The following is a 26,571-nucleotide window of genomic DNA, read 5'->3' as shown; positions in this document are numbered from 1 at the left end:
CGCGGCGAGCAGCTCGCGGAGCCCGGGGTCGAGCTCGCCGCCGTCCCGTTCGGCGAGGATCGCGCCGCGGCCGTCGCAGCCGATGCCGCCGGCCCGGACCAGGATCTCGGCGGTGAGCGCGGTGCGCAGGGCGGTGCGGGCGTCGTCGAGGAGCTGCTGGACGTCGCGGACGGGCCGGTCGAGCACGAGCGCGAAGTCGGAGATCGCGAGCTGGTGCAGGACCCGCAGTTCGAGGGTCTCGCGGGCGATCGGGGTGAGGGTGCGGACGGCCTGCCAGGCGAGCAGCCGCTGGTCGACGTCGTCCTGGTCGTGGCTGGCGATCGGCAGGTCGGGCTGCTGTCCGGGGAGCGGCATCCGGCGCGCGCATTCGATCCGCGCTATCGCGTAAATCCAAGGGGCGAACCGGTCGATTTCCCGCAATTTCTCAATATGCGCCTCGGCGACGATGAACGTGTCGCGCAGGGCCACCTGCGCGGCGTCGCGATGCAGCAGGTGCGACCAGCAGTAGGCGTAGAGACGGTCGGCGTACTCGTCGTAGACAGCGGCCAGAGCGCCCGGATCGCGCGAACGCAGGGCTTCGACGAGCAGGCGGTCTTCCATGGAAGAAAGTTAAAGGTTTTCCCTTAAGCCGCTCTACTGATTCCTTTGTTTGCCCGGTTATTTCGCAATTCCCACCATTGGCGGGAAGATCCGTTCCGCGGCCGCGACGATCGTCGCCACCTGCGCGGTCGTGTACACCACCGGATGTGCCCGGACATAAGGGGCGACGGCCCTGCCGCGCAGGATCCGGACGCCGCCGTACTCCAGGCCGTCGCCGTCCGGGCTGCCCGGCTGGACGGCCACGATCGGCGTGACGGTCAGCTCCTTGTCCAGCTCGGCCGAGAGCAGCCGCGCCACCAGCGGCCCGGCCAGCGCGGCCGTCCGTTCGATCCCCGAGATCTGCCGCTCCCCCGCCCACAGCAGCCCGCCGTCGGCCGACAGCCGGGCGCCGCGCCGCACCCGCCGGGTGATCACCGCGTAGACGCCGGTCAGCCCGATGACGAGATGGTCCAGATTGGTGGATTCCAGTTCAGGGACCGACCGATCATGCAGAACCGTGTATCCGCGACCTTCCAGGACTTTCAGTTCGCGTCCCGTCCGGCGTTCGGCCGCCGCGCCGCGCCGCCAGTCGGTCTCGGCGCCGGGCCTCGTCATCGCCCGCGCGTAGTAGGCGCCGGCCACGGCCACCCCGCAGACCAGCCCGGACGGCCAGTCCGTCAGCCCGGCCGCGAGCACCAGCGCGGACACTCCGAGCACCGCGGCCACCGTCGTCCGCTCGTTCCGGGTGGTGTACGCCTGCTGACGTGCCCTGGCCGAAGCCCCGGCCGTCGCCGTCTCCATGCGCGCCATGCGCCACCACCCCCCTTCGCGGCCAAGCGTCGCCTCCCCCGCCCGCCCGTTCAAGGACTTCCGACCACCCCGGTCTTGATCGTCCCCACGCTTGACCCGATTTTGATCATCGAGTTCCCCGGCGCTGACCCCGCCGGGGTACCGGGACGCGCCGCGATCCCTGTACCCGCGGTTGGCGTGCGGCCGACGGTTTCTGTCAGAGGGGGCGGCTAGGTTCGCGATGTGATGTCGATGGGTGAGCTGTCAGTGGAAGCGGGGGCCGACGGCGAGCTGGAGGTGCGGTGGGGCGCGCCCGGCTCCGTCCTGGCCGGGTTCGGCGAGGCGCTGGCCACGGCCGTGTCCGTCGCGGTCAGGTCGGGGGTTCCGCCGGTCCATCTGGTCGAGAAGCTGCTGCACACGCGGTTCGTTCCGGCGGGGGCCACCGGCGATCCGCGCGTGCCGCACGCGACTTCCGTCGCCGACCATCTGGCCCGGCGGATCGCCCAGGAGTGGCTGACTCCGGCCGAACGGGCGTCGCTCGGCCTGGAATCGCTCGGATGGGAGAAGGGGGTGCTGCAGCGGGTGTGACGGTCAGAGCACGGCGCGCTGGAACGCCCAGGCGTCCTCGACGATGTCGGTCAGCGACGAGGTGGCGTGCCAGCCCAGCTCGTCCTGGATCTTCGCGGACGACGCGACGAGGACGGCGGGGTCGCCGGCGCGTCGCGGCAGCAGGTTCGCCGGGATCGGATGGCCGGTGACGGCGCGGGCCGCCGTCAGCACCTCCAGGCACGAGTAGCCGGAGCCGCTGCCCAGGTTGTAGACGGTGTGCCTGCCGGGCGTGACGGCGTCGAGGGCGAGCAGATGTGCCCTGGCCAGATCGGCGACGTGCAGGTAGTCGCGGATCGCGGTGCCGTCGGGCGTCGGGTAGTCGGTGCCGTAGATGTCGACCGAGTCGCGCAGTCCCGCCGCGACCTTCAACAGGTTGGGGATGAGGTGCGTCTCGGGCTCGTGCAGCTCGCCGCGGCCCCCGTAGGCGCCGCCGACGTTGAAGTAGCGCAGGCTGGTGGCGGCCAGCCCGTGCGCGGCGGCCTCGCCCTGGAGCGCGTAGTCGACGGCGACCTTCGACTGGCCGTAGGGGTTGATCGGCGCGGCGGGCGTGTCCTCGGTGATCGGCCCGTCGCCGGTGACCCCGTAGGTGGCGGCCGTCGAGGAGAAGACCATCCGGCCGACGTCGTGCTCACGCATCGCGGCCAGCAGAGCCAGCGTGCCGGACACATTGTTGTCCCAGTACAGCTCGGGTTTCGCTACCGACTCGGCCACCTGGGAGCGGGCCGCGAAATGCAGGACGGCGTCGTAGCCGCCCTTGCCGAGCACGTCCCCCGCCTGCTTGACGTCGCCTTCGAAGAACTCCGCGCCGTCGGGGACGGCGTTGGCACGGCCCGTCGCGAGATTGTCGAGGACGCTCACCGCGTGCCCCGCCTCAAGAAGCTGGACGGCCACAACAGATCCGATATATCCGGCGCCACCGGTGACGAGAACCTTCACTTCACGACCTCCCTGAAAAACAGAGAGCCCACCCGGGATGCCGGGGGGCTCTCTATTTTCGACGCCCGAACCGGACGATCGGTTCGGTTCTAGGCCGTGTCTTATGGATCTTGTCCGTAGCGAGCGGCGGTCAGGTGCGTGCCTCGGGGGTGCGGAGGAGGGAGCCAGCCTGGTTGGCTGGTGACCGACGACAAGCCCTCGAGGTGCGTGCCTGGGCGTCGCGCAGTAGGACCGAAGATTCATAAGACACGGCCTAGTCGTTGAGGGCCTTCTCGAAACCGGCGAGGCGGACGCAGGTCGCCAGGCCCTCGATCGCGGTCTCCAGCTCGGACAGGACCGGGAAGGTCGGCGCGACGCGGATGGTCCGGTCGAACGGGTCGTCGCCGTACGGGTGGGTGGCGCCGGCCGGGGTCAGCGCGACACCCGCCTCCTTGGCCAGGGCGACGACGCGCTTGGCGCAGCCCTCCGGCACGTCGAGGGAGATGAAGTAGCCGCCTTCGGGCTTGGTCCACTGGGCGAGGCCGGTGTCGCCGAGCTGCTCGGTGAGGATCCGGTCGACGGCGTCGAACTTCGGCCGGACGATCTCGGCGTGGGCGCGCATGTGGGCGGCCAGGCCCTCGCCGTCCTTGAGGAACTGCACGTGACGCAGCTGGTTGATCTTGTCGTGGCCGATCGTCGCCATGCTGAGGTTGGCCAGCAGCCAGTCGACGTTCGCCTGCGACGAGCCGACGAACGCCACCCCCGCACCCGCAAAGGTGATCTTCGAGGTGGAGCCGAAGACGAACGCCCGGTCCGGGTTCCCCGCGGCGGCGCTCAGCGCGAGGAGGTCGGCCAGTTCGGACGGCTTGTCGGTCAGATGGTGGACCGCGTAGGCGTTGTCCCAGAAGATCCGGAAATCGGGGGCGGCGGTCGGCATCTCGGCGAGGCGGCGGACCACGTCGTCGGAGTAGGAGACGCCCGACGGGTTGCTGTACTTCGGCACGCACCAGATGCCCTTGATCGCCGGGTCCTCGGCGACGAGACGCTCGACGACGTCCATGTCGGGGCCCTCGGCCGTCATCGGGACCTGGATCAGTTCGATCCCGAACCGCGCCGACAGCGAGAAGTGCCGGTCGTAGCCGGGGACGGGGGCGAGGAACGCGATCCGCTCCTCGGCCGCCCACTTGCGCTCGCCGCCCGGCAGGACGCTGAGCATCGCGTGGACCACGGTGTCATGCATGATCGACAGGCTGGAGTTGCCCAGCGCGATCAGCTGGCCCGCCGGCACCTGCAGCGCCTCGGCGAAGAGCGCGCGCAGTTCGGGGAGCCCGTTGAGCCCGCCGTAGTTGCGCAGGTCCGTGCCGTCGGCCGACTTGTGGACGCCCTCGCCCGGCAGGGCGAGAATGGCGTTGGACAGATCGAGTTGGGCGGGCGCGGGCTTGCCCCGCGTGAGGTCCAGCTTCAGGCCGCGTGCCTTGAAGGCCTCGTAGTCCTGGAGAGCCTGTGCGTGGCGTTCGGCCACAGTCTGAGCAGTCACTGCCATCCCTCTGCGCGTTGCCGGTAGGAGCGTCCCCGAGGATATCGAAGGGGCGAGGCAACCCTCGAACGCTTTGAACGTCTCTGATACATGGAAACGAAGTTGGCAACCCATCCCCCGCCCACGGATCCGGTCTCCGAGCTCTATCGGGGGCACGCGCTGGGGCTCGTCCGGCTGGCCCTGATCTCCACCGGTGACCGGCAGGCCGCCGAGGACTGCGTGCAGGAGGCGTTCCTCGGGCTCTACCGGAACTGGGACAGGCTCCACGACCGTGACAAGGCCCTCGCCTATCTGCGGTCCTCGGTGCTGAACCGCTGCCGTGACGTGCATCGCAAATCCAGGTTCCGGCGGACCGAGCACGTCCCGCCGGTCTGGTCGGCGGAGGCGGCCGTCCTGCACGACGAGGAGCAGCGGGCCGTCGTCAAGGCGCTGCAGCGGCTCCCCGAACGGCAACGCGAGGCACTGACGCTCCGCTACTTCCTCGAACTCACCGAATCCGAGATCGCCGCCGCCATGGACATCAGCGTCGGCACCGTCAAATCCACCACCTCCCGGGGCATCGCCTCGCTGGAGCGCATCCTCAAGGAGGACCAATGACCAGCCCCATCGAAGAGCGCCTCCAGAACGCGCTCCGTGACCTCGCCGATTCCTACCCGCCCGAAGCACTGCCGCCGCTCAAGGCGCCGCGCCGCCGCTTCGACCTGCGCCTCCCCCTGGCCGTCGCCGCGACGGCCGCCGTGGCCGCGGGCGGCCTCCTCATCGGCCACGAACTCCAGAAGCCGGATCCGGTCATCAACGCCGCCCCGCCGACGGCCTCCCCGGACCCGTCCAGGGTCGAGCTCTCGGTCTACTTGTGCGCGAAAACCAGCGCCAACCCTGACTGCCATCAAAAGAGGTTCACGGAATCCGAGCGTCTGACCATCGCGGAACGCCTCTCGGAGTACCCCGGCCTCACCGTCAGCTACGAAAGCGATGCCGACGCCTACGCCCGCTTCAGGGAACTCTTCGAGAACTCGCCCGGCCTCCTCGCCGGCACCCGGCCCGGCGATATCCCTGCCTCCTTCCGTATCCAGTTCACCGACCCGACCGCCGTACCCACCGTTAGGGCGGCTATCGACGAACTCCCCGGTATCGACACCATCATCGAAGAACGCGCGCAGCGCTCGTTCACCCCCAGCCCCCACCCGCGGCAGCCCACACCGCGTTGACTCACCACGCCCCCCGCGAACCGCGACCCCCCGGTTGGGCGAGACTGGAGGCATGAGTTATCGGGTGACGTTCGTGTGCACGGGGAACATCTGCCGGTCGCCGATGGCGGAGCATGTGCTGCGGCGGTTCGTGGTGGAGGAGGGTCTGGAGGTCGAGGTCGACAGTTCGGGGACGGGCGGGTGGCACGCGGGGGATCCCGCGGATCCTCGGACGGTCGCGGCGCTGCGGCGGGCGGGGTACTCCAGCGCGCACGAGGCCAAGCAGTTCCGGCCGCTCTGGTTCACCAAGTACGACCTGATCATCGCGCTGGACGAGGGGCACCAGCGGGATCTGCGGTCGATGGCGCCGAACGCCGAGGCGCGCGACAAGGTGCGGCTGCTGCGCTCCTACGATCCGGACGCCGCCGACCTGAACGTCCCCGACCCCTACTACGGAGGCAGAGCCGACTTCGAGGAGGTCCGTGAACAGATCGAGGCGGCCGTTCCCGGGCTGCTCGAAGAGATCCGCGCGCGGCTCAAGGAACAGGCCGCGCCCGACCGTTGAGAAGGGGCCGGGCGGGATCGCCGCCCGGCGGGTCAGGCCGTCAGGACGGCTTGGGGTAGTCGTCGTAGAAGCCCTGGCCGGTCTTGACGCCCAGATGCCCGGCGTCGACGTACTTCCGCAGGAGCTTGCGCGGGCCTTCCGGCAGGTGCGGGTTCTCCTCGGCGTAGTGGTTCTCGATGTCGAGGACGACGTCGAGACCGACCCGGTCCATCATCCGGAACGGGCCCATCTTGGTGCCCATGTTCAGGCACCACATGGCGTCGACGTCCTGCGGGGTGGAGACCCCTTCGGCGACCACGGACAGGCACTCGCGTTTCACGGCCGCCCAGATGCGGTTGAAGATGAAGCCGGTGCTCTGCTTGTGGGCGACGAACGGGTGGATGCCGTCCTTCGGCAACTCCTTCAGCAGCACGTCGATCACGCCCTGGTCGGTGTGGGAGTTGGCCATGAGGTCGGCGGCGTTCTGCACGGGCGGCATGTAGAAGTGCAGGTTGACAACGCGTTCGGGGTTCTTCACCCCGGTGATGAACTGCTCCGTCGGGTAGGAGGAGGAGTTGCTGGCGAGGATCGCGTCGGCGTCGGAATCGGCGTCCAGCTCCTCGAAGATCTTCTTTTTGAGGTCGAGACGCTCGGGGACGGCTTCGATCACCAGCCAGGCGCCGCGCACCGCGCTCCCCTGGCTGTCCGCGGCGACGGCCTTGCCGCCCGAGGTGGCTCCGGCGACGGAGCTCTTCTGCTTCTCGACGAACGCGACGGCCGCGGCGCACGCGTCCGGCGACGGGTCGAAGATCCGGGCTTCGGTGCCGTGGGCCGCGAACATCAGCGCGATCCGCCGGCCCAACGTCCCCGCCCCGATCACGGCCACCGGACGGTCAGCGATGTTCTTAGGCGCGGTATACGCCATGGTTCCTCCTTCAGGCAGTGGGCAGATAAGCGATTCCGGTGAAGACTCCGGCGCCGTGCAGCAGCCGGCGCGGCGCGGAGCCGTCGACTCCGACCGCCCACAGGTCGCCGCCCAGATCGGTGACGAACGCCTGCTCACCGGACGGGTCGAGCGCCACCCCGATCCCCTCGTGGAGACCGCTGAAGAGGATCTCCGACGGTGCGCCCTGCGTTCCGTACGCTGGGATCGGCGCCCGGTTCAGGGTGTTCCCGCGCGGCCCCGCGCCTCGGTCCGTCCAGTAGAGGAGCCCGCCGGCCAGGTCGAGTTCGAGGTCGATCGGCTCGGGCAGCCCGTGGTAGAGGACTTCGACGTCGTCGCGGTGCGCCGGATCGCCCGGCAGGTCGAGCCCGGCGCGGAGGATGCGTCCGGCGTCGCCGTCGTCGGGCCCCTTCTGCGACCAGTACAGCTTCCGTTCGACCGGATCGACGGCGACTCCCACACACCAGTGCCGTGCGTCCTGCCGGTCGTCGTCGCCCTTGCCGGCCTCGACCAGCACCTCGACGGCCGTTCCGCGGGCGCCGTCGAGCGGCCCGTCGATCATCCCGTCGACGGGTCCGCGCAGGACGCGCATCCCTTCGCGGTCGCCCCAGTAGAGGAGCCCGTCGTGCAGCGTGATCTGCTTCGGGGTGAAGGTGCTTCCGGGCGGGAAGAGGACGGTCTGTTCGCTGCCGTCGAGCCGGGCGCGGCTGATGAAGCCGTCGTTGGCGTTGAAGTCGTGGCCCATGTTGGTCCAGTACATGTAGCCGGCGGCGGGGTCGATGGCGATGCCGTCGGGGAACGCGTCGAGGCCCGTCACCAGGTCGACGACGTCGGTGCCGTCGGTCCGCACCGACAGGACGCGCCGGTATTTCATGTCCAGGACCAGCAAGCGGTCGGTGGAGCTCATCAGTGTTCCTTCCGGGTGAGGGCACGGCTGCGGTCGGCGGCGGCCTTGTCGTCGGTGCCGATTCGCACCCCGTACCGGCGGGCGGGCTCATCGGCCCGTTCGGCCGGCAGCGCGGACCCGCTCAACCGCCCCGCCGGGACCCCCGCCTGCAGCAGACCTGCGGGAACGGCGACGCCGAGGTGGCCCGCACCGAGGATCGCGACGCTGTGCGCGCCCGGCCCTGGCATGATCAGACTCCGTAGCCGAGAGGACTCATACTGGGCCATATGCCCGATCCGAGCGGTAAGTCCGGTCAGCGTCCGGCAAAGGCTTGCCCCTTTTGCGGCCACACCGAAAACCCGTCGTCCGGATAGTGTGCGTTTCATGGGCATGGTGATGGCGGTCTCGTTCACCCGGTACGGACGGCTTTACTACCTTGATCCCGGCGGTCACAGTCCGAAGATCGGCGACAGGGTGCTCGTCCCGACCGAGAGCGGCGCGGAGGTCGCGGAGTGCGTCTGGGCGCCCACCTGGGTCAGCGAGGAGATCGGCGGGCTGCCGGTCTGCGCGGGCCTCGCCGGCGACGCCGAGCTGGAGCGGGACGAGGCCAACCGGCTGCGCCGCACCGAGGGCCGGTCCATCGCGAAACGCCTGATCAAGCAGCACCAGCTCCCCATGAAGATCATCGGCATCGACTATCTGGACGCCGAGAACATCTACCGGGTCTACTTCTCCGCCCCCGGACGGGTCGATTTCCGGGCACTCGTCCGGGATCTGGCCCGCGGGATGCAGGCGCGCGTCGAACTCCGGCAGATCGGCCCCCGCGACGAGGCCCGGCTGCAGGGCGGGATCGGGCCGTGCGGACGCGACCTGTGCTGCGCCACCTTCCTCAAGGACTTCGAGCCCGTATCGGTACGGATGGCGAAAGAGCAGGATCTGCCCGTCAATCCGCTGCGGATCTCCGGGGCGTGCGGGCGGCTGATGTGCTGCCTGAAATACGAGCACCCCCTCTACCAGGACGCCCACGCGCGGATGCCACGGCTCGGCGCCAAGGTCACCACGCCCGAAGGCGACGGCCAGGTCGTCGGCCGGAACGTCCCAGCCGACACCGTGACGGTCCGCCTCGAATCGGGCCGCCGCTGCGCCTGCCCGTCGGCGTCCGCCTGCTCGCCCCGCAAACAGCACGACGCACAGTACCCCGAGGGCTAGAGGGTCACGAACTCCAGGCCGCGGTCCTTCAGGCGGGGCAGCACGTACTTCAGGGAGGCGACGGTCTGGGAGCGGTCGCCGCCGCCGTCATGGCAGAGCAGGATGTCGCCGGCCTTCGCGCGCAGGAGCTGGCGCTTGATCGACTCGACGCCGGGACGGGCCCAGTCACGCGGGTCGACGTCCCAGTCGATCGGGTAGAGGCCCTGCTCGGCGGCCGCCTTGTAGACCTTCGACGACCAGTTGCCACCGGGCGCGCGGAACATCCGCGGGACGGCTCCGGTCGTCTCGTGGATCCGTTTGTGGGCGTCGGTGATCTCGCGGCGCAGCCGGTACTCCGACAGGCTCGGCAGGTCGATCGGGTGCGTCAGGGTGTGGTTGGCGATCTCGTGGCCGGACTCGACGATCCGACGGACCAGTTTCTCGTTGTGCGCGAGCTGCTCGCCGATCACGAAGAACGTGGCCTTGACCTCGTGGTCGGCGAGGAGGTCGAGGACTTTGGGCGTCCAGATGGGGTGCGGGCCGTCGTCGATCGTCAGGGCGACGGCGTTCTTGGCGACCAGCGGGTCGATCTCGTGGATGTGCCGGACGGGTTTGCGGCGTGCGGCGACCGGCGGGTTCACGGTCGGTGACGGCGACGGCTTCACCACGGGCCGCACGGTCGGCACCGGCGCGGCCTCCGCCGGCTGGCCGGGCGAAACAGTGAAATGACGGATGTCTCCCGACAGAACCACACCACCGACGGCCACGCCGACGAGCCCCAGCGCCGCCCTGCGGCTTATTTCCTGGTTACCGGCCACGCGTTCACCCTAGAGGCGCGGGCCGCCCAGCACATCCCGGACCGGTAACGAGGCAAGATCCGCGGGATGGTATCCCTACGTAACCGGCCCGGCGATGTCACCATGGTCGGTGCATATCAGTGGACACGGGAGGCACTCGGGTGAACGTACTGCGGACGGCCGCGGCTCTGGCGGCGCTTGCCCTGGCCGCCGCCTGCACGTCGGCGCCGAAGCCAACGCCGGCGCCCGAGGCCTCATCGAAGCCCATCAAATGGGAGAAATGCGGTGACGGGCTGCAGTGTGGCGAGGTCAAGGTGCCTCTCGACTACGCGGCCCCGGACGGCGAGAAGCTCACACTGGCCGTGAACCGGATCCCCGCGTCCGGGAAGAAGATCGGTTCGCTGCTGGTCAATCCGGGCGGTCCCGGCGGTTCCGGGCTGGAGTTCGTCGCCGGAGCCGGACGGCTGTTCAGCGACGAACTGCGCGAGAAGTTCGACATCGTCGGGTTCGACCCGCGGGGCGTCGGACAGAGTTCGCCCGTCCGCTGCCTCACCGGGCCACAACTGGACGAGTTCTACGAAACGGACACCTCGCCCGACAGCGCCGCGGAGCAGAAGAAGCTCAACGACGTCAGCAAGGAGTTCGCGGAGGGCTGCCAGGACAAGTCGGCCAAACTACTCCCCTATATCGGGACGAAGTCGGCGGCGCGTGACATGGACGCCATCCGGGTGGCCGTCGGGGACGAGAAACTCACCTACTACGGCGCGTCCTACGGGACCTATCTGGGCGCCTGGTACGCCGAGCAGTACCCGCAGAACGTGCGGGCGCTCGTCCTGGACGGCGCCGTCGACCCGGCCCTGTCCGCCGCCGACCTCAACATCGAGCAGGCCAAGGGGTTCGAGACGGCACTGGCCGCTTTCGCCGCGAACTGCGTGAAACGGAAGGGCTGCCCGCTCGGCACCGGAACGGTGGAATCCGCCCTGAAGAAGATCTCGACTCTTCAGGCGAAGTCCGACAAGAAGCCGCTGACCAACACCCTCGACGACCGGAAGATCGGCGAGAACGAGGTGACGCTCGGCATCGCCTGGCCGCTGTACGACCGTCAGGGCTGGCCTCTCCTCGAGGACGGTCTGAAGAAGGCGCTGGCCGGCGACGGCACGACCCTGCTGCGTTTCGCGGATTCGATGGTGGAACGCGGCCCGGACGGCTCCTACAAGAACCAGGCCGAAGCCAATATGGCCGTCAACTGCGTCGACAAACCGAATCCGGCCGAACCGGGCTTCAAAACGCAGGCCGACAAGGCCGCCCAGTCGTCGCCGCATTTCGGCAGGTTCATCGTCTGGGGCACCCTTCCGTGCGCTTACTGGCCGGTCCAGCCGGACGAACGCCCCCGCGTTCTCCCCGCGAACGGCGCCCCGCCGATCGTGGTCGTCGGCACGACCCGCGACCCCGCCACCCCCTACCAGTGGGCGCAGAACCTGGCGTCGGAGCTTTCCAGCGGCGTCCTGCTCACCTACAACGGCGACGGCCACACCGCCTACTTGACGGGCCCGAAGTGCATCCGTTCCGCCGTCGACACCTACCTGACCACCACCACCCCACCCCCCACCGGCACCACCTGCTGACCGGTTCGCTTCCCCACCCCGCCCTCATGTAGACTGCTCATCGCATCAGGCACCCCCTGCTGCACGCCGCCTTAGCTCAGTCGGCAGAGCGATTCACTCGTAATGAATAGGTCATCGGTTCGATTCCGATAGGCGGCTCCAGCTCAGAGGCCCCTTCCGAGAAATCCGGAAGGGGCCTCTTGCTGTCTGCCTGACTAACTGCCTGGCTGTGAGCTCAGGCAGAAACGTAGGCGAGTCCTCGGGTAAGGGCATCGAGTAGTTGGCGGCGGCGTTCTGACTGTTGCGGCCAGAGCGGGCCAGTGCTGATCGCGGAAGCCACGTCGAGGCCGAGGAGATGCGCAGCCGCGAGCGGCAGATCGATCTGCTCAGCGATGAGGATCTCGTTGCCCTCCGGAGTTCCGTACAGGCGCTGGTGAACAGCTTCCGATTCGGCATACCAGTAGAGAATCAGTGCGAGGTCAGGGGCGTCTTTCACCTCAAGCCAGCTCGAACGATCCAGCCATGCGCCGAGCTTCGCGGCAGCATAACCGGCGACGGTCGGAATACGAATCGTCGCCTCGGCGGAGAGCGGTAGGCGGAGCGAGGCCGCGAAAATCTCCTCGAACGCCCATACGCTGATCGCCTCCCCTCGGGAAGGGGGCGCGGCGACGCCCTGAGGGTCTTCGATCTCCCCGAACGGGAGGAGGTCTACGTCGACTCCGGAGATTCGAAAGCGGACGCCACTGTCTCCGGCTTTGGGGAACGTGGCTGCCATGGCGCGGTAAGCGTCCCAGGACGACAATGCGAGCGCGAGGTCGAGATCGCGGGTCGCGGCGGTGGCGAAAGTGTGGTCCAGCGACCACGTGGGCGACCGGGGCTCGAAAGTCATCAGGCGTGCTGGTCAGGTCCAGCAAAACGCTGCCTCCACTCTTTCGCGACGCTGCGTACGCGGGGATTGTCGCTGACCGCCAGATCCGCATAGACCAGAGGCCATGGTGCTATGCGCAGCCCAGCCGACGGGGCATCGCTGTCGTCCGGCGCGTGCCAGAATTTGTGACGTACGAGGATGTTGCCCGGACCGTCCGAACGCCACTTGTTGACGATGGGTAGGCGCGGGTCGAGTTCTTCGACGTAGAGGGTGAGTGTCGCGGGTCGGAGCAGATCAGTGGCGGCGCTTTCGCCTGAGACGAACACGGCATCTTCGGGCGCTGCCTTTCTCACCTCTGCCACGTCGCCACGGTAGGTCGCCAGAGCCAGCTTCTTGGCAAGCCCGGTCGGGAAGGTTCCTGCCCACAGGTCCAGCAGCGCGGTCTGCGCCGAAAGCTCCTTTCCGTATCCGGCTTCAGCCAGCAAGGCCCTGGCGTTGTGGACCTGTCCGAGCGAGACGCCGGCGGCCCCGGCCAGTTCACGCTGGGAGGCGTCCCACAACTGCGGCCAGGCGAGCAAGGCGAAGACCACCTGAGCACGGCCCGCGCTGAACAGATTGCCCGCAGTGCTGCGCTTCGGCGGGGCTGCTGCGGGTGGCCGAGAACGACCACGGATGTCGATGAGAACGTCACCGAATTCGACCCAGGCGTTTCCGGCCGTATCCACATACTGGACCCCGATTCGGCGGAGTGCCTCAGCGGACCTGGGCGAGAGGAACGTCGTGAAAATCAGCGACGGAAGATCATGACCATGGAAGCGGCCTGCATCCGCGAGCCTCACCTCGGGACCGTACAGGAGCGCATAACTCTGAGATGACGTTCCGCGCTCAAGCCGGACGGCGACCGCCTGGGCATAAGGGACGGCCTGCAACCCCGAGCCGGTACTGACGGCGACACCAAAAGCACCCAGAGCAGAATCGAAGCCTGCAAGCGGATCGCGCATCTGCCCCCGTTCATCAACGTCGACGCGTTCAGTTTAACTGAACACCTGAGAAAACTGAACACCACCCTCGGGCTCAAGATCTGCTGGGCCGCGTCGATTCCTTCTACCGATCAAGCCCTCCAGGGGGTGCGTTGTTTCAGGTGACCTTGGGGTCGGGATGAAGGGGGGATGGGGGCTACGGCGGGGGATGGGGTGGAGGGGGGCGGGGAACTTGCCGCCGAGGAGGCGTTTTTGGTTGATTTGGGGAGGTTGTTGCTTTCGTGTAGTGGTGAGGGGATTGCTTTTGTGCGGGAGCCGTTGAAGGGGGCGGCTCGGCAATTGGGGTTGCGGGCGGAGGCGCTGGTGCTGCCCGATCAGATGATGTTGCAGGTGGAGGGTGGGGGGCGGTCCAGCACGCATGTGATCCTCGCGGAGCCGGGGATTCGGCTGGACAAGCTGGAGCGGGCCAAGTCGCTCGTGGACCGGCTGCACGAGGGGATGCCGTTGGAGCGGGCCCAGGTGGAGATGGCGGAGATTCTTAGGTCTCGGCCGCTTTATCCGGGGTGGCTGCGGATGGTGGGGGTCGTTCTCTTCTCGGTGGGTTTCGCGCCCAGTGTGGTGCCTTCGCTGCGGGAGTTCGGGGCGGCGCTGCTGCTCGGGCTGGTGATGGGCGTGCTGTTCGTCCTCGCGGAAGGGCGCAGGTGGGAGCCGATGCTGCCGTTCGTGGGCGGGTTCGTGGTGGGGGTCGTCGCGTTGACGGTGCTCGCGGGGCCGGCCGCGCGGACGGGGCCCGTCCTGCTGATGATCCCGGCGCTGTTCGTGGTGATTCCTGGGGATTTTCTGTCGGCGGCGGCCGGTGAGCTGGCGGTCGGCCGGATCTCGGCGGGGGCGACGAGGCTGATCTGGTCGGTGTTCATGCTGGCCGAGCTGGTCATCGGGGTGTATCTCGCGGCGATCGTCACGGGGCGGGGCGAGCAGGCGCTGTTCGAGGGGTCGGGGCAGGGGTCGCTGCCGTTCTGGGTGGTGGTCGTGGCGTGGATTCCGTTCTCGGCGGGGTTGGCGTTCGCGTTCAACGCGCGGGCCAGGAACATCCCGCTGATCGCGGTCAGCTCGATCGGCACGTTCCTCGCCTTCGCGGCGACCCGCCACTTCACCAACGACCTGGTCGCCACGCTGGTCGCCGCGGCCCTGCTCGGCGAGGGCGCGGCCTGGGCGGCGCGACGCCCGTCGATGCCGCCGCGCCTGGTGCTGCTCGCCGGCGGCTTCTTCGTGCTGACGGTCGGCAGCCTCGGCCTGCGCGGCCTCACCGACATTCTCGGCGGCGAACCCCTCGACGGCGCCCGCCAGCTCGCCGACTTCCTCCTCCTCTTCCCCGCCGTGGCCGGCGGCCTCGTCGCCGGTTTCCTCGTCGCCGGCGAACCCTTCGCATCCGGCGTCCTCTGACGCGTCCCGTATCGGTGGTGAATCCTTTTTGGGGGTGGGGGGCTCTTATGGGGGTCGACCGGCGAGGGCCGGTCAAAGGGAGGCGATCATGATCGTTGGGGTTGTTGTGGGGGTCGGCGTGCTTGTTTGTGGGTGTGCGGTCACGCTGGTGCGGCGGCGTTCTCGTGGGTGAGGGGTGGCCTGGGGAGCAGGTGGTGTCGGCTGCGCGGGGTGGGGATGCGGAGGCGTTGACGGTGTTGGTGGCGGGGGCGCATCCGCATGTGCGGAGGTTCGCGCGGTCGCTGTGCGCGTCCGCCGAGGACGCTGAGGACGCCGCGCAGGAGGCGCTGATCATCCTTTATCGGAAGATCGGGACGCTCCGTGCGTCGGCGGCGCTGGCGTCGTGGATGTTCAGGATCGTCCGCCATGAGTGCGTGCGGCGGGCACGGAGGCCGTTCCGGACGGTGGACGGGGGCGAGCGTCCGGTGCTCTCGGCCGAGGACGAGGTGATCCGGCGGCTGGAGACCGATCGGGTGGTCGCGGCGATCGCCGCGCTGCCCGCCGACCAGCGGCAGGTTCTGATCATGCGGGACGTCCAGGGGCTGAGCGGGCGGAGCGTCGCCGACGCCCTCGGGCTGAGCACCGCCGCCATGAAGTCGCGGCTGCACCGGGCACGCGGCTCGGTCGACCGGATGCTCCGCGAGCCCGGATGCGGAGGGCCCCATGGCCGGGACCTCTGACTTCACCAGCGCGTCCCTCCCCCGCCATCTGGTCAGGGGCGCGGTCGGGTTCGGCGGGATCGTCGGCGGTCTGGTGCTGCTGCCGCTGCTCGGCGTCCTGTCCCTGCTGCTGGTTCCCGTCGGGCTGCTCGCCCTGCGCGGCTGCCCGATGTGCTGGACGATCGGCCTGATCCAGACCCTGTCCCGCCACCGGCTCGAACGTTCCTGCGCCGACGGCCACTGCACCCTCCGCCGTCCCGGCTGACGCGAAAGGCCCGCCCCCAAGAGGGCGGGCCTTTCGAGCAAGCGCTAGCTGACGGCGTTGGCGGCGTTGATGATGCCGGTGCCGTAGAAACCGTTCTGGGTGAGGGTGCCCTCACAGGTCTGGGTGGAGGACTGCGGGGTCCCCGCCCGGGTGAACCAGTTGTAGGTGAAGGTGGCCGGGGTCGGGCAGCCGTGCGGGACGGCGGTGCCCTTGAGCTTGGCCTCGACGACAGCCGGGTTCAGCGTGAGGCCGCCGTAGGTGCGGTCGCGCTTGCCGAACCGGCTGACGATCAGCGCGGCGACGCCGACGGCGTGCGGAGCGGCCATCGAGGTGCCCTGGAGGGACTGGTAGTAGCCCTTGCCCTGCTTGATCACGAACGGGACGGTCGGCTTGCCGTCGGCGTCGATGGTGCCCGCGGCCCGTCCGACGGACTCGGGGTAGGCGGCCCAGATGCCGATCTTGTCGTCGACCTTGCCCGCGGCGTTGTCGACCTTGTCTCCGCCCGGCGCCGCAACGGCCACGTACCCGTTGCCGAAGCTCGAGTAGTACGCCTTGCGGGTGGTGACGCCCGTCGAGGAGACCGGGATGACGTGGTCGCCCTCGGACGGCTGCGACGTGCACGACGCGGGGACGTCCCGGTCGTGGGCCTCTTCGCCGGGGATGGTCGCGTAGTCGGGGCTGCCGCCGTCGAAGTTGGTCTTGGTGTAGTCGACGAAGTCGTTGCCCGCGGCCGCGATCAGGGTGACGCCGCGGTCGTGGGCGTAGCGGAGCGCCCGGTTGGTCGAGTCGATGATCGTGCGCTGCTGGTACTGCTGGTCGGGCGTGTCGGCGGGGTTGTCGACGCAGTTCCAGAGCCACGGGTCGATGTAGTAGCTCATGTTGACGACGTCGATGCCGTTGTCGGCGGCGTAGGCGAGCGCGTCGAGGGTCGGCTTGAGGAAGAAGTAGCCGGAGTCCTGGCCGGTGCGCAGGTTGACGATCGTGGAGCGCGGCGCGACGCCCGTGATGCCCTCGCCGTTGATCGGCGACGCGATCGTGGACGCGACGTGGGTGCCGTGCTCGTTCTCGTCGACGGTCGCGGGGTCCTCACAGGAGCCGTCGGGGTCGTCGGCGCAGGCTCCGTCGACTTCGTTGCCGTTGGCGTCGGCGGGGAGGTCGGTGGTGAAGTTGCGGCTCAGGTCGAAGTCGAAGTTGTCCTTGATGTCGGGGTGGTAGGCGTCCACTCCGGTGTCCATGATCCCGACGCTGACCTTGCGGGAGCCAAGCTCGGTCTTGTGGGCCTTGGCCAGCTCGATCTGGTCCATGTCCCACTGGAGGCCGGCGAGCGGCTCCTTCTTCTTGTCGTGCGCGAAGGACGGCGCGGCGCCCGCGCCGTGGACCTTCTCGATCGCCTGGGCGGCGTTCTCGTTCTTCCGCGCCTTGGGGACGTAGGCGACGGCCCGGTCCTGGGCGGCGCCCGCGAGGGCGTCCTTCTGCTTGACCGCGGCGATGAAGGAGCCGTTCGTCGAGGTGACGGTCGCGACGCCCAGCTCGGCGTTCTCGCTGACGATCGTCCCGCCGGCGGCCTTGACGGCGGAGCGGGCGGTGCCGAGGTTCGCGCCTTCGGCGTACAGGACGACATATTCCTTCTGCTGCGCAGGGGCCGCCGTGGCGGGCACCGACAGCAGGGCGGCCGTGACCGCTCCCACCGCCGCAGAACTGATGAGCAAGCGCCGCATCGCGCCTCCCGAGTCGTGAGGGTCGGTTGAGGCCTGTGGTTCCCGGCCTCAGCGCGGAGCTTACGTAGGTTTTATTCGAGGATCACTTACCGTCCGGTAACGGCTCTGTTCGGCGGGCCTCGTTCAGCCGGTCCTGTTCAGCCGGTGCGCAGCACCAGCATCAGCGCCTCGACGGCCAGCAGCGGGTTGACGTTGGCCGTCAGCAGTTCGCGGCATTCCATGATGGCGTCGAGCCGCCGGATGGTGGCCTCGGGGCTCTGCCGGGACGCGTAGGCGCGCAGCTCGGGGTCGCGGTCGGCGTTGACGAGCGGGGTGGGCGAGCCGAACTGGAGCGTCAGGACGTCGCGGTAGAAGGAGGCGAGGTCGAGCAGGGTCCGGTCGAGGGAGTCGCGTTTGAGGCGTGTCGCCCGGGATTTCTGCCGGTCTTCCAGCTCTTTCATGGCGCCGGCCGTGCCGCGCGGCATCCGCCCCTTCTCGCTTTCGCCGAGCGCTTTGCGCAGCGCGCCCGTCTCGGCGTCGTTGAGCACCTCGCTGACGGCCGACGCGTCCCCTTCGGACGCCTTGACGACGGTCTCGGCGGCCAGCACGGCCGCGCCGACCCCGGTCAGCCTGGCCGGCAGGTCGAGGACGAGCCCGCGCCGCCGCCGCACTTCGGGATCGTGGGCGAGCAGCCGGGCCCGGTCGATGTCGCCTTGCGCGGCCTGCGCGACGGTCTCGGCGAGCGCCGATTCGACCCCTTCGCGCTGGATGAGCAGATCGGCGACGGCTCTGGCCTGCGGGGTTCTGAGCGTCACGAGGCGGCAGCGGGAGCGGATCGTGGTGACGAGATCGTCGGGGGTGGGGGCGCAGAGCAGCCAGATGGTCTTGGGCGGCGGCTCTTCGATGGCTTTGAGGAGGGCGTTGGCGGCCGCTTCGGTGGAGCGTTCGGCGTTCTCGAACAGGACGATCTGCCAGCGTCCGCCCGAAGGGGACGAAGCGGCGCGCATCACCAGTTCCCTGGTGGGTTTCACCCCGAACGACAGCCCCTGCGACCGCACCACCTCCAGATCGGCGTGCGTGCCCTGCAGGACCTGGTGGCAGTCGGCGCAGTAGCCGCATCCGGCCGGGTCCTCGCGGCACTGGAGGGCGGCGGCGAACGCGGACGCGGCCGTCTCGCGGCCCGATCCCGGCGGGCCGGTGAACAGCCACGCGTGCGTCATGCCCGCGGAGCCGTCCCTGGCAGCCGCGACGGCCTGCTTGAGCTGCGCGACGACCTGCTCCTGGCCCACCAGATCGTCGAACACGCTCATGTCCTCAAGGATAGGGGGCGTCAGGCGTCGGTGATGGCGGGGAAGGTCGAGGTGATGTCCTCGGTCGAGGCGGGGACGGGGTCGGGCAGGATCCGCCGCACGCGATCCTGGATCAGCCGGGTGATCACCTGCTGCTCCTGGGACGCGTCGACGACCAGGTAGCGGTGGGGTTCGGCGTCGGCGAGCGCACGGAAACCGCGCCGGACCCGGTCGTGGTACTCGGCGGGCTCCGACTCGATCCGGTCCGCCGGGGTCGCGAACCGGTTGAGCCCCAGCGACGGCGGGACGTCCAGCAGGATCGTCAGATCGGGGACCAGCGCGCCCGTCGCCCACGCGTTGATCTCGGCGATCTCCGTGACGGGCAGCTCGCGGCCGTGGCCCTGGTAGGCGAGGGTCGAGTCGATGTACCGGTCGGTGATCACGACGGCGCCGCGGTCGAGGGCGGGCCGCACCACGGTGTCGACGTGCTGGGCCCGGTCGGCGGCGTACAGCAGCGACTCGGCGCGGTAGGACAGGGAGGTGGTCTCCCGGTCGAGGAGGATCGCGCGCAGCCGCATCCCGACCTTGGTGGCGCCGGGCTCCCGGGTCGTGACGACGTCGAAGCCCTGGTCGCGCAGCCAGATCGCGAGCAGCCGCGACTGGGTGGTCTTGCCCGCGCCGTCGCCGCCTTCGAAGGCGATGAACAGGCCGCGGTCCTTCTTCGGGGCAGGAGGCACGTAGGGCACACCCCGTAGCGCACCATACAGATCGCGTGACAGGGGGACGCCTCGCCGGTCGTCCATCTGCCGGTAGGCGCCGATCCCGGCGAGCAGCGCGATCACCGCGCCGATCAGCAGGACTCCGTTGGTGCCGTCGAACCGGTAGTGGACCGCGCCGACGCCCAGCTCGTGCGGGCCGAGCGCGCCCGCCGCCAGCGGCGCGACGGCCAGGACCAGCAGCAGCACCACCCGGACGAGCGAGGCGACGAACGCGAACGTCCGGCCGCGCAGCTCGTCGCGGACCTCCAGCCCGATCAGCGTGTAGCCCGTCACCCAGGCGACGCCCGCGCCCGCGCCGAGCAGCGCCACCAGCACGACCACCGCGACCATGTTCTGGATCAGCGCGACCAGCGCGAGGGTGCCCGCCGCGAACACGATCGCCAGCCCGAACAGGCGGCGGCGGCTGAGGTCGCGCAGCATCCGCGGGCCGAGGAACATCCCGAACGCCAGCCCGACGAAGACCGAGCCGAACACCATCCCGTAGCCGGCGTCGCCGCCGCCCAGCGCCTCCACGTAGACGCGCGAGATGCCGATCACGACCCCGCCCGCCGCGAACGCCCCGACCATCCCGACGACCAGACCGCGGACCAGCGGGGTCGTCCCGGCGAACTTCCAGCCGTCGACGATCGTCCCGACCAGCGACGGGACGGTGATCTTGCGCCGTTCGACGCCCGGTATCTCCCGCAACGAGAAGATGGTCGCGGCGGAGACGAGGAACGTGACGGCGTTGAAGTACAGCGCCAGATCAGGGCCCGGCATCAGGACGTTCGACACGACGGCCAGCAGCGAGAACAGCGCCGCCGCGACGGGCGCGCTGCCGTACGTGCTCAGCAGGGAGAGCTGGTTGGCGCGCTCGAGCTGCGCCGGAGCCACCAGATTCGGGACGGTCGCCTCTTTGGCCGGCATCCAGAACAAGGTCACGCATTCCACCAGGAACGTCGCGATGAACAGCCAGTCGAGCCGCCCCACGATCGGGATCGACAGGAACAGCGCGAACCTGAGGACGTCCGCGACGACCATCGTCGTCCGCCGGTCGAAATGGTCGGCGACGGCCCCCGCCAGCGGCCCCAGCAGCACCGCGGGCAGCAGCTTGACGATCAGCACGCCGCCGATCGCGTACGACTGCGCCGCGTACCCCTCGGTGATCGACCGGGCCAGCGCCGTCAACGCCAGGATGCTCAGCCAGTCGCCCAGGCTCGACAGCGACAGCGCGATCCACAGCCGCCGGAACGACTTGTTCGACAAGACGCCGGGATTGTTCATGCGCGTCAGGTTATCGGCGGCCACGTCCCTCCGGACCGTTTCCACCCGCTACGCCAGCAATGGGTTCCGGGTGGCCCCTGGGAGGAGTGGGGCCACCCGGAAGCTCGGGTCAGAGACCGCTGGTGTTGAGGAGCAGGTTCGGGGTGACGCCCCAGAGCCACTCCATCGCCTTGGTGTAGTTGGTGACGACGTTCGGGGTCGCGTGGCTGGTCAGCCAGGAGCGGATGGTCGCCGCCGACGCGTCGCCGTAGGTGGCCTTGTAGAGGGCTGCGACACCGGCGACATGCGGGGCCGCCATCGAGGTGCCGCTCATCATCTTCGAACCACCGTCGAGGCCCGCCGAGATGATGTGGCCGCCCGGCGCCCAGATGTCGACACAGCCACCGATGTTCGACTGCGCCGTGGATCCGTCGGGGAAATCGACGTTCAACGCGAGGCCGTCACTGTCGATCGCGGCTACGGTCGTCGCGCCCGCGGCGTTGGCAGGGGGGTAGCTGCAGGCGTTCCCCCCGTTGTTGCCCGCCGAGACCGCGACGAAGATCCCGGCGTTGCTGAGCCGGTTGAACGCCTGCTTGACGGAGTCCGCCGACGGGTGGGCCCAATAGTAGTTGTTGGAGAAGCTCGCGACAGCGGGCCGCTGAGCGTTCGCGATGACCCAGTCGACGCCCTCGATCAGGTCGGAGGCGTTCCCGCCATCGCAGGTGTTGTACCACTTGACCGCGTGGAGGCTGACCTCCTTGGCCACCCCGTAGGTGGTGCCGCCGATCGTCCCCGCGATGTGGGTTCCGTGACCGCTGCAGTCGCTTCCGTCGCCGCCGGTAGCGTCGTAGGCCACCGATGCCCGTCCGCCGAAGTCGGGGTGCGCGGCGTAGATCCCGGAGTCAAGGATGTAGGCGTGGACGCCCGCGCCCGTGGAGTTGTACTGATACGTCTGGTTCGGGGCCTGCTGGGCCTGGTCGATCCGGTCGAGACCCCAGGAGGGCGGATTGGTCTGCACGCCGGACTGGAAACTGATCCGGTCCTCTTCGATGGAGATGACGCGGGCGTCGGAGCTGAGCTTCTTGATGTTGGCGGGCGTCAGCCGGGCGGCGAAGCCGTTGAGGGCGTTCTCGTAGCGGTGCAGGGTCTCCTTGACGCCGCCGTGCGCGAGGACGGCGTCGAGGGACGCGCCGTCCTTGAGCGTCACGATGTACTGCCCTGGGGCGACCCGGCCGCCCTGCGCCTTGGCGACCGTGACGGTCGGGGCGGGTTCGGCGTAGGCGGGGGCGGCGGCGAGCGCGAGGGCGAACGCGGCGAGCGGCGCGAAGATCGCGACCTTCTTCATGAGGTCCTTCTCTGGAACGCTGGGGGTGGGCAAACAGCCACTAGTGTTTTTTAACAAGTGGATCTTCGCTACCCCTCAGCCCAAGGTGTGACGCGCATCACCCGAACCTCCGGCCATAATGATCACATGGCTCTGCACTGGAAGCTCGTCATCGACAGCACGGACGCCCCCGCCCTGGCCGACTTCTGGGCCGCCGCCCTCGGCTACGAAGTGGAGGACCCCACCGCCCTCATCGACCACCTCCTGACCGCAGGACAGCTCCCCGAGGCCGCCACCGCCACCCACAACGGCCGGAAGATCTTCCGCGGCTACGCGGCCGTCCGCCACCCCGAAGACCCCTACGACGCGTTCACGGGCATCGGCGAAGGCCGGCGGCTGCTCTTCCAGGACGTCCCCGAGCCGAAGACCGGCAAGAACCGGCTGCACCTGGACGTCCACAGCGGCCCCGAATCCCTGGACTCCCTGGTCGCCCGGCTGGAGTCCCTGGGCGCCACCCGGGTCGAGGAGCACGACAAGGGCCCCGCGGGCCACTGGTGGATCATGCGCGACCCCGAGGGAAACGAGTTCTGCGCCACCTGACGGCCGAGGTCAGCGGCCCGGGTAGAAGTCGGGGTGCTCCTCGTCGGGCTCGATCGGGGCGTACTGCTGGAGCCGGCCGTCGCGCAGCATCCACAGCCTGAAGAACGACTCCTCCTGGCCCAGCACGAAGACCTGCAGCGCACCGGGCACCCGCCACGGGATCTCAGCGATATGGGCGAGGATCGCCGGGATGTCGGGCTGGTTCAGGACCCCGCCCCAGACCTCGCATTCGGGGTACTTCCAGCCGCCCCACTGGGTGTCCGCCCCGGTCATCCGCGCGAGGAACCCGACACCCTTGGCGTCCCTGTCCCGCGCGGGCGCCTCCACCCGCAGCCACTCACTCAGCGCGGCCACCCGAAGATGGTCGTTGCTCTCCACCGAAACCATCACATTGGCCACCCAGCTCATCAGAACATCATCGCCGAGCATCCCGCCGCCACCAACGAACCGCTCCGCGTGGGAGCCCGATCCGCCGGTCTTCGCATGAGAAGGCCCGGCCTGCCGAAGCAGACCGGGCCGTGAAACGTCAGGCTTTGGCCTTGGTGGTCCGGCTTGTGGTGGTCTTCTTGGCCGGGGTCTTGGCCGCGGCCGTCTTGGCCGGGGCCCGCTTGCGGGCGGCGGGCTTGGGCCCGGCGGCGGCGACCTTCTCGCGACGTTCGGCGAGGAGTTCGGCGGCCCGCTCGATGGTGATCTGCTCGATCTCGTCGCCCTTGCGGAGCGAGGCGTTGGTCTCGCCGTCGGTCACATAGGGACCGAACCGGCCCTCCTTGACGACGACGGGCTTCTGCGAGACCGGGTCGGTGCCGACCTCGCGCAGCGGCGGCTTGGCGGCGGCGCGGCCGCGCTGCTTGGGCTGCGCGTACAGCTCCTTCGCCTGGTCGAGGGTGACGGTGAAGATGTCCTCCTCGGCCGTCAGGGAACGGCTGTCGGTGCCCTTCTTCAGGTAGGGGCCGAACCGGCCGTTCTGCGCCGTCACCTCGACGTCGTCGATCACGCCGACGACGCGCGGCAGCGACATGAGCTGGAGCGCCTGCTCCAGCGTCACCGTGTCGAGCGACATCGACTTGAACAGCGAACCCGTCCGCGGCTTCGGCGCGCCGGCCTTCTTCCGGCCGGACGCCGTGGTGGTCAGCTCCTCTGGCAGGATCTCGGTGACATAAGGCCCGAACCGCCCCGACTTGGCGACGATCTCGTGCCCGGTCACCGGGTCGGCGCCCAGCGAACGGTCGCCCGAGGGCTGCGCGAACAGCTCGTCGGCCTTGGCCTTGTCGAGCTCGTCCGGCGCGAGTTCCTCGGGGATGTTGCAGCGCTCGCCGTCGCGGTCCAGGTAGGGACCGTACCGGCCGACGCGGATCATCGTGCCCGGGTCGTCCTTCACGGGGAAGGACGAGATCTCCTTGGCATCGATGTCGTCGAGGTCGCTGACGAGCTCCTTCAGCCCGTGCTCGCCGTGGTAGAAGCGCGTCAGCCAGCTCACCCGCTCGCCCTCGCCGCGGGCGATGGCGTCCAGCGACTCCTCCATCTGCGCGGTGAAGTCGTAGTCGACGAGATTGCCGAAGTGCTTCTCCATGAGCTGGACGACCGCGAACGCCAGGAACGCCGGGACGAGCGCCGTGCCCTTCTTGAACACGTAGCCGCGGTCCAGGATCGTCCCGATGATCGACGCGTAGGTCGACGGACGGCCGATCTCCCGGTCCTCCAGCTCCTTGATCAGCGAAGCCTCGGTGTACCGGGCCGGCGGACGGGTGGAGTGGCCCTCGGGCGTCAGGGTCAGCGGGTTCAGCGGGTCGCCCTCGGCGAGGACGGGCAGCCGCGACTCGGCGTCGTCGGCGCCGCCCTCCTCGACGGACTCCACATACGCCTTCAGGAAGCCGTGGAAGGTGATCGTCCGGCCGGACGCGCCGAACTCGGCGGCCTCACCGGACGACGACTCCCCGACGATCCGCACGGAGACCGACTGGCCCGCCGCGTCCTTCATCTGCGAGGCGATGGTCCGCTTCCAGATCAGCTCGTACAGCCGGAACTGGTCACCGGTGAGGCCGGTCTCGCCCGGGGTCTGGAAGGTCTCGCCCGCGGGACGGATCGCCTCGTGCGCCTCCTGCGCGTTCTTGACCTTGGAGGCGTACACGCGGGGCGCCGACGGCACGTACTGCGCCCCGTAGAGCGCGGTGGCCTGCGAGCGGGCGGCCTCGATGGCCGTCCCCGACAGCTGGATGCTGTCGGTACGCATGTAGGTGATGTAGCCGTTCTCGTACAGCTTCTGCGCGACCTGCATCGCCTGCTTGGGCGACAGGCCCAGCTTCCGCGACGCCTCCTGCTGCATGGTCGTGGTGCGGAACGGCGGGTACGGCTTGCGCGTGTACGGCTTCTGCTCGACGGACGTCACCTTGAAGGGGCGCCCCTCCAGCCGGGCCGACAGGCCGCGCGCCGTCTCCTCGTCGAGCTGCCTGACCCCGGCCTTGAGCACGCCGCGGGCCGAGTAGTCACGGCCCTGGGCGATCTTGTCGCCGTCGATCGCGACGAGTTTGGCGGTGAACCGGTTCGGCTCCTCGTCCCTGCCCGTCCCGAGATCGGCGGAGATGTCCCAGTAGTGGCCGGGGATGAACGCGATGCGTTCCCGTTCCCGCTCCACCACGAGCCTGGTCGCCACCGACTGGACGCGCCCGGCCGACAGCCGCGGCATGACCTTCTTCCACAGGACCGGGCTGACCTCGTAGCCGTACAGCCGGTCGAGGATCCGCCTGGTCTCCTGCGCGTCGACGAGCTGCAGGTTGAGCTGGCGGGTGTTGGCCGCGGCGGCGCGGATCGCGTCCGGGGTGATCTCGTTGAAGACCATCCGGTGCACGGGCACCTTCGGCTTGAGGACTTCCTGAAGGTGCCAGGCGATGGCCTCGCCCTCACGGTCCTCGTCCGTCGCGAGGAAGAGCTCGTCGGCCTCCGACAGGAGCTTCTTCAGCTTCGCGACCTGCTGCTTCTTGTCGGTGTTCACGATGTACACCGGCTCGAACTCGTGGTCGACGTTCACACCGAGACGGCCCCACGGTTCCGCCTTGTACTTCAGCGGCACCTGGGCGGCGTCGGCGGGCAGGTCCCGGATGTGACCGATGCTGGACTCGACGACATAGCCCTTGCCGAGGTAGCCCGCGATCTTCTTCGCCTTCGCGGGCGACTCGACGATCACCAGGCGGGTGCCTCCCGGCTTGCTGCCGTTACTGGCTGGCACAGCGCTCCAACCTATCCATATCGCTATCAGTTCCGAACATGATCGCTAACGAGCGTCCTCTTCCCGACGGTACCCGGGTCCGTCAAGAAGGATGACACGGCACCGGCGCGACCTGAGAATAAAGGCTTATCACCCACGGGGACGGCTCAAACGGTCCTTGGAGGAACCCGGCACCGTCTGTCATCATGCCCATGATGGCGGAGTACACCTATCTCGTCCTGAATCTGCCGCGCGGAACCACCCGGGAAACCGCGAGGCAGCTCATGACCGAGCACGCCGAGTATGGCGGGTGGGAGCTGCACACGGTCCGCCTCCACCCCGACGGGCGACGCCGTATCCAGCTGCGCAAGAAGATCATCCGGGTCCGTTCGACACTTATGTGACACCGCGCACTCCCGGGTAAAAAAAGGCTTTGCCCGCCTCCGAGCCGCGCTCTCGGAGACGGGCAAAGCGTCTGCGGGACGTCCCGGCCCCCTATGCGCGGGACGTCCGGGAACCGTCAGCCCCTGCGGAGCAGCCGGCGGGCGAACGCCCCGGTGGCCGCGGCGGCCGCGACCAGCCCCGCGGCGATCAGCCCGAGCACGC

At 69.2% G+C, this 26,571-nt stretch carries 27 protein-coding genes and 1 tRNA gene; 12 read left to right on the top strand and 16 right to left on the bottom strand.

Annotated elements, in window-relative coordinates; genetic code table 11:
* Both ACYVE7_RS07625 and ACYVE7_RS07620 read right to left on the bottom strand, forming a co-directional pair.
* Positions 1 to 600, bottom strand: a 600-nt coding sequence (locus ACYVE7_RS07625) for an RNA polymerase sigma factor (RefSeq protein WP_460363855.1), incomplete at its 3' end; no start/stop codon positions are given.
* Positions 601 to 657: 57 nt separating this feature from the next.
* Complete coding sequence (locus ACYVE7_RS07620; protein WP_460363854.1) at positions 658 to 1,389, bottom strand: nuclease-related domain-containing protein; 732 nt, start codon at positions 1,387 to 1,389, stop codon at positions 658 to 660.
* A gap of 231 nt (positions 1,390 to 1,620) precedes the next feature.
* Here ACYVE7_RS07620 and ACYVE7_RS07615 point away from each other — a divergent pair, with 231 nt between their 5' ends.
* A complete protein-coding gene (locus ACYVE7_RS07615; RefSeq protein WP_460363853.1) occupies positions 1,621 to 1,956 on the top strand; it encodes a TSCPD domain-containing protein in 336 nt (111 codons plus the stop codon).
* Between the two features lie 3 nt (positions 1,957 to 1,959).
* Here ACYVE7_RS07615 and galE read toward each other — a convergent pair whose 3' ends face one another.
* Together galE and ACYVE7_RS07605 are read right to left on the bottom strand one after the other, a co-directional pair.
* On the bottom strand, positions 1,960 to 2,913 hold the full coding sequence (galE, locus tag ACYVE7_RS07610) for a UDP-glucose 4-epimerase GalE (protein ID WP_460363852.1): 954 nt from the start codon (positions 2,911 to 2,913) through the stop codon (positions 1,960 to 1,962).
* A 253-nt stretch (positions 2,914 to 3,166) separates the two neighbouring features.
* A complete protein-coding gene (locus tag ACYVE7_RS07605; RefSeq protein ID WP_460363851.1) occupies positions 3,167 to 4,429 on the bottom strand; it encodes an aminotransferase class I/II-fold pyridoxal phosphate-dependent enzyme in 1,263 nt (420 codons plus the stop codon).
* 102 nt (positions 4,430 to 4,531) lie between these two features.
* Here ACYVE7_RS07605 and ACYVE7_RS07600 point away from each other — a divergent pair, with 102 nt between their 5' ends.
* The 3 genes from ACYVE7_RS07600 to ACYVE7_RS07590 are packed head-to-tail and all read left to right on the top strand — an operon-like array spanning position 4,532 to position 6,181.
* The gene (locus tag ACYVE7_RS07600; RefSeq protein ID WP_460363850.1) at positions 4,532 to 5,026 is read left to right on the top strand and encodes an RNA polymerase sigma factor; all 495 of its coding nucleotides are present in this window, start codon (positions 4,532 to 4,534) and stop codon (positions 5,024 to 5,026) included.
* Positions 5,023 to 5,637: a permease-like cell division protein FtsX gene (locus ACYVE7_RS07595; protein ID WP_460363849.1), complete on the top strand. Its 615-nt coding sequence runs from the start codon at positions 5,023 to 5,025 to the stop codon at positions 5,635 to 5,637. The genes ACYVE7_RS07600 and ACYVE7_RS07595 overlap by 4 nt, the downstream gene beginning before the upstream one ends.
* A 52-nt stretch (positions 5,638 to 5,689) precedes the next feature.
* A complete protein-coding gene (locus ACYVE7_RS07590) occupies positions 5,690 to 6,181 on the top strand; it encodes a low molecular weight protein-tyrosine-phosphatase (RefSeq protein WP_460363848.1) in 492 nt (163 codons plus the stop codon).
* Positions 6,182 to 6,221: 40 nt separating this feature from the next.
* Here the strand turns inward: ACYVE7_RS07590 and ACYVE7_RS07585 are convergent, their stop codons facing one another.
* The 3 genes from ACYVE7_RS07585 to ACYVE7_RS07575 are packed head-to-tail and all read right to left on the bottom strand — an operon-like array spanning position 6,222 to position 8,237.
* Positions 6,222 to 7,085: a 3-hydroxyacyl-CoA dehydrogenase family protein gene (locus tag ACYVE7_RS07585; RefSeq protein WP_460363847.1), complete on the bottom strand. Its 864-nt coding sequence runs from the start codon at positions 7,083 to 7,085 to the stop codon at positions 6,222 to 6,224.
* 10 nt (positions 7,086 to 7,095) lie between these two features.
* Positions 7,096 to 8,010, bottom strand: a complete 915-nt coding sequence (locus tag ACYVE7_RS07580; protein ID WP_460363846.1) for a hypothetical protein — start codon at positions 8,008 to 8,010, stop codon at positions 7,096 to 7,098.
* Positions 8,010 to 8,237 (bottom strand): NAD(P)-binding domain-containing protein, encoded by a 228-nt coding sequence (locus ACYVE7_RS07575; protein WP_460363845.1) that lies wholly within the window; start codon positions 8,235 to 8,237, stop codon positions 8,010 to 8,012. Before ACYVE7_RS07575 ends, ACYVE7_RS07580 begins: the two co-directional genes overlap by 1 nt.
* Before the next feature lie 136 nt (positions 8,238 to 8,373).
* On the opposite strand from ACYVE7_RS07575, the gene ACYVE7_RS07570 reads away from it, so the two are divergent.
* On the top strand, positions 8,374 to 9,198 hold the full coding sequence (locus ACYVE7_RS07570) for a PSP1 domain-containing protein (RefSeq protein ID WP_460363844.1): 825 nt from the start codon (positions 8,374 to 8,376) through the stop codon (positions 9,196 to 9,198).
* Here ACYVE7_RS07570 and ACYVE7_RS07565 read toward each other — a convergent pair.
* The gene (locus ACYVE7_RS07565) at positions 9,195 to 9,995 is read right to left on the bottom strand and encodes a polysaccharide deacetylase family protein (protein WP_460363843.1); all 801 of its coding nucleotides are present in this window, start codon (positions 9,993 to 9,995) and stop codon (positions 9,195 to 9,197) included. The two genes, ACYVE7_RS07570 and ACYVE7_RS07565, sit on opposite strands and share 4 nt — an antisense overlap.
* Before the next feature lie 140 nt (positions 9,996 to 10,135).
* Between ACYVE7_RS07565 and ACYVE7_RS07560 the strand changes: the two genes are divergently transcribed.
* The gene (locus tag ACYVE7_RS07560) at positions 10,136 to 11,599 is read left to right on the top strand and encodes an alpha/beta hydrolase (protein ID WP_460363842.1); all 1,464 of its coding nucleotides are present in this window, start codon (positions 10,136 to 10,138) and stop codon (positions 11,597 to 11,599) included.
* 65 nt (positions 11,600 to 11,664) lie between these two features.
* Positions 11,665 to 11,740, top strand: a tRNA-Thr gene (locus ACYVE7_RS07555).
* 73 nt (positions 11,741 to 11,813) lie between these two features.
* Here the strand turns inward: ACYVE7_RS07555 and ACYVE7_RS07550 are convergent.
* Both ACYVE7_RS07550 and ACYVE7_RS07545 read right to left on the bottom strand, forming a co-directional pair.
* A complete protein-coding gene (locus ACYVE7_RS07550) occupies positions 11,814 to 12,467 on the bottom strand; it encodes a hypothetical protein (RefSeq protein ID WP_460363841.1) in 654 nt (217 codons plus the stop codon).
* Positions 12,467 to 13,447 carry a type IV toxin-antitoxin system AbiEi family antitoxin gene (locus ACYVE7_RS07545; protein ID WP_460363840.1) on the bottom strand — a complete coding sequence of 327 codons (981 nt, stop codon included), beginning with the start codon at positions 13,445 to 13,447 and terminating at the stop codon, positions 12,467 to 12,469. The genes ACYVE7_RS07550 and ACYVE7_RS07545 overlap by 1 nt, the downstream gene beginning before the upstream one ends.
* A gap of 168 nt (positions 13,448 to 13,615) precedes the next feature.
* Here ACYVE7_RS07545 and ACYVE7_RS07540 point away from each other — a divergent pair, with 168 nt between their 5' ends.
* From ACYVE7_RS07540 to ACYVE7_RS07530, 3 genes are all read left to right on the top strand, one after another.
* Positions 13,616 to 14,869 carry a threonine/serine exporter family protein gene (locus ACYVE7_RS07540; RefSeq protein ID WP_460363839.1) on the top strand — a complete coding sequence of 418 codons (1,254 nt, stop codon included), beginning with the start codon at positions 13,616 to 13,618 and terminating at the stop codon, positions 14,867 to 14,869.
* Between the two features lie 194 nt (positions 14,870 to 15,063).
* Entirely contained in the window at positions 15,064 to 15,588 is a 525-nt protein-coding gene (locus ACYVE7_RS07535) for an RNA polymerase sigma factor (protein ID WP_460363838.1), read from the top strand.
* On the top strand, positions 15,572 to 15,832 hold the full coding sequence (locus ACYVE7_RS07530) for a hypothetical protein (protein ID WP_460363837.1): 261 nt from the start codon (positions 15,572 to 15,574) through the stop codon (positions 15,830 to 15,832). Before ACYVE7_RS07535 ends, ACYVE7_RS07530 begins: the two co-directional genes overlap by 17 nt.
* A gap of 44 nt (positions 15,833 to 15,876) precedes the next feature.
* Here ACYVE7_RS07530 and ACYVE7_RS07525 read toward each other — a convergent pair whose 3' ends face one another.
* The 4 genes from ACYVE7_RS07525 to ACYVE7_RS07510 form a co-directional block, all read right to left on the bottom strand.
* On the bottom strand, positions 15,877 to 17,550 hold the full coding sequence (locus ACYVE7_RS07525; protein WP_460363836.1) for a S8 family serine peptidase: 1,674 nt from the start codon (positions 17,548 to 17,550) through the stop codon (positions 15,877 to 15,879).
* A 137-nt stretch (positions 17,551 to 17,687) separates the two neighbouring features.
* On the bottom strand, positions 17,688 to 18,839 hold the full coding sequence (locus tag ACYVE7_RS07520; protein WP_460363835.1) for a DNA polymerase III subunit delta': 1,152 nt from the start codon (positions 18,837 to 18,839) through the stop codon (positions 17,688 to 17,690).
* 20 nt (positions 18,840 to 18,859) lie between these two features.
* Complete coding sequence (tmk, locus tag ACYVE7_RS07515) at positions 18,860 to 20,860, bottom strand: dTMP kinase (protein WP_460363834.1); 2,001 nt, start codon at positions 20,858 to 20,860, stop codon at positions 18,860 to 18,862.
* 109 nt (positions 20,861 to 20,969) lie between these two features.
* A complete protein-coding gene (locus ACYVE7_RS07510; protein WP_460363833.1) occupies positions 20,970 to 22,184 on the bottom strand; it encodes a S8 family peptidase in 1,215 nt (404 codons plus the stop codon).
* Between the two features lie 126 nt (positions 22,185 to 22,310).
* Here ACYVE7_RS07510 and ACYVE7_RS07505 point away from each other — a divergent pair, with 126 nt between their 5' ends.
* Positions 22,311 to 22,763: a VOC family protein gene (locus ACYVE7_RS07505; protein ID WP_460363832.1), complete on the top strand. Its 453-nt coding sequence runs from the start codon at positions 22,311 to 22,313 to the stop codon at positions 22,761 to 22,763.
* Positions 22,764 to 22,772: 9 nt separating this feature from the next.
* Here ACYVE7_RS07505 and ACYVE7_RS07500 read toward each other — a convergent pair whose 3' ends face one another.
* Together ACYVE7_RS07500 and topA are read right to left on the bottom strand one after the other, a co-directional pair.
* Complete coding sequence (locus ACYVE7_RS07500; RefSeq protein ID WP_460363831.1) at positions 22,773 to 23,171, bottom strand: hypothetical protein; 399 nt, start codon at positions 23,169 to 23,171, stop codon at positions 22,773 to 22,775.
* A gap of 118 nt (positions 23,172 to 23,289) precedes the next feature.
* Positions 23,290 to 25,986, bottom strand: coding sequence for a type I DNA topoisomerase (gene topA, locus ACYVE7_RS07495; RefSeq protein ID WP_460363830.1), 2,697 nt, complete (start codon positions 25,984 to 25,986; stop codon positions 23,290 to 23,292).
* A gap of 185 nt (positions 25,987 to 26,171) precedes the next feature.
* On the opposite strand from topA, the gene ACYVE7_RS07490 reads away from it, so the two are divergent.
* Positions 26,172 to 26,369, top strand: a complete 198-nt coding sequence (locus tag ACYVE7_RS07490) for a DUF5703 family protein (RefSeq protein WP_460363829.1) — start codon at positions 26,172 to 26,174, stop codon at positions 26,367 to 26,369.
* Positions 26,370 to 26,571 lie beyond the last annotated feature (202 nt).

Source organism: Actinocorallia lasiicapitis (assembly GCF_054778695.1).
The sequence above is the reverse complement of the archived record's forward strand: the minus strand, read 5'-3'. Positions and strand labels throughout refer to the sequence as shown.